This is a genomic window from Bradyrhizobium sp. WSM2254, from assembly GCF_000472645.1.
GTDB lineage: Bacteria > Pseudomonadota > Alphaproteobacteria > Rhizobiales > Xanthobacteraceae > Bradyrhizobium > Bradyrhizobium niftali.
Window position 1 is genome coordinate 86,970 of sequence record NZ_AXAB01000035.1, and the last position, 6,000, is coordinate 92,969.

At 55.8% G+C, this 6,000-nt stretch carries 6 protein-coding genes; 5 read left to right on the forward strand and 1 reads right to left on the reverse strand.

Annotated elements, in window-relative coordinates; translation table 11 throughout:
- The first annotated feature begins 331 nt into the window (after positions 1 to 331).
- The 5 genes from A3M7_RS47145 to A3M7_RS0125335 all read left to right on the forward strand — a co-directional run bounded on the left by A3M7_RS47145 (position 332) and on the right by A3M7_RS0125335 (position 5,471).
- The gene (locus A3M7_RS47145) at positions 332 to 1,552 is read left to right on the forward strand and encodes a glycosyltransferase (RefSeq protein WP_084302499.1); all 1,221 of its coding nucleotides are present in this window, start codon (positions 332 to 334) and stop codon (positions 1,550 to 1,552) included.
- A gap of 95 nt (positions 1,553 to 1,647) precedes the next feature.
- Positions 1,648 to 2,403 carry an FkbM family methyltransferase gene (locus tag A3M7_RS0125325; RefSeq protein WP_027546424.1) on the forward strand — a complete coding sequence of 252 codons (756 nt, stop codon included), beginning with the start codon at positions 1,648 to 1,650 and terminating at the stop codon, positions 2,401 to 2,403.
- Positions 2,404 to 2,601: 198 nt separating this feature from the next.
- Complete coding sequence (locus A3M7_RS48850; protein ID WP_156936974.1) at positions 2,602 to 2,889, forward strand: hypothetical protein; 288 nt, start codon at positions 2,602 to 2,604, stop codon at positions 2,887 to 2,889.
- Between the two features lie 11 nt (positions 2,890 to 2,900).
- Positions 2,901 to 4,439 (forward strand): lipopolysaccharide biosynthesis protein, encoded by a 1,539-nt coding sequence (locus A3M7_RS0125330; RefSeq protein ID WP_027546425.1) that lies wholly within the window; start codon positions 2,901 to 2,903, stop codon positions 4,437 to 4,439.
- Between the two features lie 117 nt (positions 4,440 to 4,556).
- A complete protein-coding gene (locus tag A3M7_RS0125335; protein WP_027546426.1) occupies positions 4,557 to 5,471 on the forward strand; it encodes a hypothetical protein in 915 nt (304 codons plus the stop codon).
- Positions 5,472 to 5,745: 274 nt separating this feature from the next.
- Here A3M7_RS0125335 and A3M7_RS44915 read toward each other — a convergent pair.
- Positions 5,746 to 6,000 (reverse strand): transposase domain-containing protein (locus tag A3M7_RS44915; protein WP_156936975.1); only part of this gene is annotated, 255 nt, incomplete at its 5' end.

Below are 6,000 nucleotides of genomic sequence, written 5' to 3' on the forward strand. Positions count from 1 at the left end.
CTTCGGCATCTTATCTCCGGATCAGAGCCGCCACAGTCGAATGACGGCGGGCTTTGCGGCGCGAGTATTGACGTCCAGCACGAGGCCCGAGCCATCGCGCAGCAGCCACAGAAATCGCGCCATAGCGGTCTCTGTCGGTTCACGCCGGACGTCGATCCAAAGTATTACTCACGAAGAGCAATGGAGCGAAACGCTGCGCTGCACTGGGAAGCGCCGCCTCCTGTTGCGTCAACAAGCCAACTGGGCTCCAATCAACACAGGTCGGGTCAAAGGCCTGGTCAGCGAGCATCGCGCCGCCGTCCGCCCAATTGACAATCAATGAGTCCTCGTGATGCGCATCCTGGTGATAACTCATAAACGGCTCGCTAACCTGCGCAACGGCCATGATCTTCGCGTATGGCACCTGTGTCGCGAATTAGCGAAGCAGCATGAGCTGTACCTTCTGATGCTTAATCTCAGTTCGCTCGATGGCTGCAATGACGGCCTGGTCGGTTTGGCCGATGTCTTCAAAAAGATCAGCAATGCACCGACTCTTCCTACAACCAGGCCCTCGCTGAAACGGCACTACCGTCGAAATGATTCAAATTACTATTCACTTTCCTACCCGCATCATTTTTCAAAGGTTACCGAAGCCATAGCCGACATCTGTCAACAGAACAGTATCAGCCATATGGTTGTCTTTGGCCTTTTCCTTGCGGAATTCGTCAGGCCGTTTTCGAGCAACAAGAAGATACTCTTCGATCTCATGGACAGTGAAGTTCTAACACTGACCAGAGAAATGCAGCTTTTTCCACCTTGGCCCCTGCAGCTAAAAACACGTCTAAAGGCGCATCTAATGCGCGCCCGCCTTGCCAAGGCGGAAGCTTGTTTGCCTCATTGGTTCAACCACGTAACAACAATCAATGATGCGGATTCTCATACCGTTTGTAGATTGTCCGGTACTAGTACAAACATTAGCACAATACCGAACGGAGTTTCGACCGACCTTGCGGAGACATTTGACGCAAATGGTCATGTCGCAAAACGGAGGGGGGTGGCTTTTTGGGGAAATCTTTCCTTCAAACCGAACAGCGACGCGGTTCGCTTCTTCTACAAGAATGTCTATCGACCGTACTTGGCACCGGCCGGAATTGAGTGGTGCGTGGTGGGCAGGGATGCGGAACGTTGGCTCGTAGAGGAGGCAAAGCGAGACCATGGTATTCGTCTCACTGGGTTCGTTGACGATATTTGCTCCGTACTGGCTGAATACCCCATCATGGTGAATCCAATGCGAATTGGCAGTGGATTGAAGAATAAAGTGCTTGAGGCGTTCGCCATGGGATTGGCTGTGGTTTCAACCGGACTTGGCATTGAAGCCGTTAGCATGGCACGTGAAGGCATCGACTACATGCGAGCTGATGAACCCGAGACGACAGCGTCTGCGATCAAGTTGCTTATCGAAGATGAATGCCGGCGGCTCTCTATGATTGAGAGTGCTCGAAAGGTCGTGTTGGAGCATTACACCTGGAGCAAGGTTGCTGGCGATTTGGAGGCACTTTTGTGCTCGTTGTGAACGCCGCACGAGGCGACCGTAACCCGGATGCACATCTACATTGTGCCCGGCAATCCGCACCAGACTGCCTACATAGAGAGCTCAGAAGAACACAGATGCGTACCGTTTTCGATATCGGCATGTACGACGGAGCGGACAGCGCGTACTACTTGCAGTCCGGATATCGGGTGGTCGCGGTGGAGGCCAATCCGGAACTGGCGCAACGCGCCACCGAGAAGTTCGCCGCCGAGATCGCGTCGGGACAAATGATATGCGTCAACGCCGCGATCTCGACGAGTCGCGATCCGGTTGAGCTGGTGCTGAGCGGCGCCGACCCGGGCTCGAGTTCCGTATTCGGCGACCGCGTGGCGCACAAGCTCCCGATCGGTTCCATCACGGTGCCCGGCGTTACAATGCAGGACCTGCTCTCCCGCTATGGTGCGCCGTTCTATGTCAAGGTCGATATCGAAGGGGCGGATCGGATATGCGTGCTCTCCCTCAATTCGGAGAACCGCCCAGAATACCTGTCGTTCGAAATCGGGGACGACGTCGAAGAACTGGTCGAGCACGCGCGAACAATCGGCTTCGGAAAATTCAAGATCGTCAGTCAGACGTCGTTCCGCGAGCTCGCCAACCAGGACCGCCTCTACGACCGGATCATACGACGCTTCGTGCGAGAGCTCGGCTATGCCGACTGCCGCCAACTCAGACGCGCAGGGCGCTTTTTCGTCTCCGGACACAGTTCCGGACCCGGCCCCTGGGAGAGTGACGGTAAGTGGCATTCTGCGGATAAGAGCCTGTCACGGTGGCGCCGGGCGAAGGCGACCGGTACCTTGTCCGGTTGGTACGACATACACGCCACGCTTCGATAGCGACATGACACGCGTCGGGCCAGCCCCGCGTGCAGGTGCGCGGTAGTGCGCCGCTTGACTTGGATATCGGCATAGATCACCCGCGCCGACTCCTCGTTCAGACCGGCATGCCACCCGTGCGTCGCGTGAATGTGTTGAGCGCCCAGAACGCGAGATCAATCTTTCGTACAGCGCACGAACAAAGCTCAGGGTCAGACCATGATGTTGGGTGCAGCAATCGAGAATCAGCGCATTGCGGAGTACTTACAATTGGGTAACCACTCAGCCGCCGGTGAATTTGATCGAATGCCTTTTGTATTCCCAACCGTTTTGCTTACACTCGCTCAAATCTCGCCCTCGGCGATGGTCACAGAACGAACACGTGAGTTTTTAGGGCCTTGTTTGCTGCCCGAAGGAGCACACTCAGTTTTCTTCGGACGTGCTTCGGGGCGGGCCGACGTTCCTGCCAACTTCGCTTTCGTCGGCGCCATCGCCGCTAGCGTCTAGGTCCTGATTCCATGGCATCAATATCACGTCAAGGCATTGTACTCTCCGGTGCTCGCTACATCGAACAGGCCATCCAGCTGTTGACGCCAGTCGTTCTAGTGCGAACGATCGACCCCGGAGCGTTTGGCGAATATCGGTTGTTCTGGCTGCTCGTAAATACCGTGGCTCTGTTGTTCGCCTTTGAACTGCCCCGCAGTTTGCTCTTCTTCTTTGTCCGTTTGGATTCCGAGGGACGCCGGCTTTATGTTGGGCAGACGGCGCTGTTCTTGCTTGTCGTAACGATGATTGCGTCGGTTCTGATTTTTGTCTCTGCCGATGCCCTGCCCTCGGCCATGAGAGACCTACTGCACCAGCATGGGTCTTTGATTGTGGTCTTCCTGCTTGCTTCGAATTTGGGCTTGTTACTCGACGTGTTACCCAACGCCGCGGGGCAGATTCGATGGCAGGCACAAGCTATCGTGGCCACATCCGTGCTCAGGGCCGCGCTCATAATTTCCGCGGCAGTGATTTTCCGGCGACTTGAAGAGGTGCTCGTTGCCACATCACTTGCTGCCTGCCTCCGACTCGGACTTCTGGCATATTTCATCGCACGCTATTGCGGTATTCGACTGTTCCCGCTGGACCAACAGCAATTCCGCACGCAGCTTCGCTATGCTCTTCCATTCGGCGTGGCTGGCTTGCTATGGAACATGCGAAAACAAGCCGAGCAATGGATTGTGGCCACGGTCTTTTCATCAGGGGTGTTCGGCATATTTTCAATTGCAACTACGCTCCTCATGCCGTTTGAAGTCCTGAGAGGCGTACTGTTGAATTTGCTTTTGCCCAGGATGAGTCATCTTCATTCAGTTGGTCGCCACGAAGAGCTATTGCGGCTGAACAATCAGGGCAATGTGATAATTAGCGCGATCATGTTTCCCGCTATTACGGCATTATTCGCCTTTTCTTATGAAGTCATCGAGCTTCTATTTACAAAGGAGTACGTTAGCGGCTCGCCAGTACTGCGCATTTATCTGGTACAGACGTTGATATCGGCTGAGATTACCACCCTGCTGAGCGTGTTCGGACAAGGGGCGGCTAACATGCGTTATGAAGCCTCAATTTTGCCCTTTGCCGTAGTAACCAGCTTAGTCGGTGTTTGGTATTACGGCTTGCCGGGCGCGGCTGTGGGATCGGCACTGGCCACCTTCGTAGCGTATGCGCTCTGCCTTAGACGACTTTCAAAAGTAATGAGCATTCCGATCGCAAGAGTACAGGATTGGAACAATCTTGGAAAAATTCTGAGCGCATCTGCGGTGTGCGCAATCGTGGTACGTTTGTCGGCCGACGTGCTGAAACCGTCGGCGCCAATTGCTGCGACAGTCGGGCCCGCTGCCGTTTTGGCGTCTTATGCTGCTATTTTGTTTGTGACAGGGTATTATCGAACACTTGCCAAGATGAGACGAGAAGGAAATGCATTAGCTAATACATCTCGTCCCGTTGGGGAGCCGGCCTCCAGGATCTCGAGTGACCATGCGCCAACAGAACCTCTTAGTATTGTTTCACTTCGCTGATAGCCAAGTCCTGGATCAACTGCCCACCCTTCGGCCCAAAGTGGTTCCTTTCCGCATTTGTGATTTGGTCAAAAGGCAAGCCTGAGCTTTGCACATTGCGAGATTCTGGAGGCTGGCGTGATTCTCAATGCAAGGAGTTTTCTGACAGCAGGTGATACGTTTACGCAAGAGCAGGAGGCGGCATTCTTTGCCTCAATACGCCTGCGCAACGGCACCTTCAAGACCACCGACCATCATCGCCTCGATGATCTCAACATGCTGGTTATCGGCGAGTGGCAGAAACTCGACCGCAAACCGCGCGAGATCATGGACGTGGGCGCATCCTCGGCGATTTCCTCGCTCGAATGGGCGGATGCTCTGGCCCGCGCTGACATCGATGCGGAAATCGTCGCGACGGATCTGTGCATGCACGGGAGCCTCGTGCCCCTATTGCCGGGATATGAGGTGCTTCTCGACCGTGACGGCAAGGTAATTCAGCACATTCTCGGGAATCGTCCGGTTCGATGGTCCTTGGATGGGCCGCGGGACTTCTTCAGAGGTACCGGCTTCCTGGTCGCTGCGCTCAATGCGTTTGCAAGCACGCTGTTGCTGTTGACCAATGGGAGGCGAAGGGGGGAGGATGTATTGTTGGTTAACCCGGTTGCGCGCGACAACGCCCGGCTGCGTTTTGCCGATGACGACATACTGGCGGCGAACCCGGAGGATCTACGCGGCCGGTTCAACGCAATCCGCGTGTCAAATCTGCTTAATCGTGGCTATTTCGACGAGGCGCAGTTACGCCGCGCCGTGGACAATCTCAAGGATCGGCTAGTGGGCGCTGGTTCGTTCCTGATTGTGAACCGAACGCACGCGGACGGCAGCAATAACGGCACGATCTTCCAACTTACCAAGTCGAACAAATTTGAGATCGTGGCCAGGATGCGCGACGGGAGCGAGATTGAGGATATCGTGTTGTCACCTGACGCGGACGGAGCGCAATTGCGCGCGACAAGCCAAAACCGGTCGCTCTCAACGCCCAGCCGTCCCAGATGAGGTATGGGGACAGCGGATACGGAGCCTATTGCGGGATGATCGCGCCAATCAAAGGATGCTTTCACGCTTCCTTGTTGGAGACGCTACGGCCGGCCTGTCGTATTTTCACGTAATGGCTCGCACGCGCGCACCTGCCCAAGAGTCTCCGTCAATTGCGCTTTGAAAGGCACTGGACCTTAACGAGTAGCTGACGGCCAGGGCGACAATTCGTCGGCGCCGCCGTGAGGCCGAGTGACCTCGCCCGTAAGCATCCGGTGAAGGCCGTAGCGGTCACTCAGGCTGCCTGATCGACTTGCTTGTTTCGGTCGCGCCAATTCCACGGAAGCAGTTCGTCGAGCCGGTGAACCGGGTGCTCGGCAATGCGCGCCAGAAGGTCGGCGAGCCAGGCTTGCGGATCGATATCGTTCATCTTGGCGGTGACGATCAGGCTGTACATCACCGCGGCCCGCTCGCCGCCACGATCAGAGCCGCAGAACAACCAGGATTTTCTCCCCAGGGCGATACCGCGCACGCCGCGCTCGGCGGCATT

Coding starts and splice junctions, on each gene's coding strand:
- A3M7_RS47145 (WP_084302499.1), top strand. CDS start 332: ATGCGCATCCTGGTGATAACTCATAAACGGCTCGCTAACCTGCGCAAC.
- A3M7_RS0125325 (WP_027546424.1), top strand. CDS start 1,648: ATGCGTACCGTTTTCGATATCGGCATGTACGACGGAGCGGACAGCGCG.
- A3M7_RS48850 (WP_156936974.1), top strand. CDS start 2,602: ATGATGTTGGGTGCAGCAATCGAGAATCAGCGCATTGCGGAGTACTTA.
- A3M7_RS0125330 (WP_027546425.1), top strand. CDS start 2,901: ATGGCATCAATATCACGTCAAGGCATTGTACTCTCCGGTGCTCGCTAC.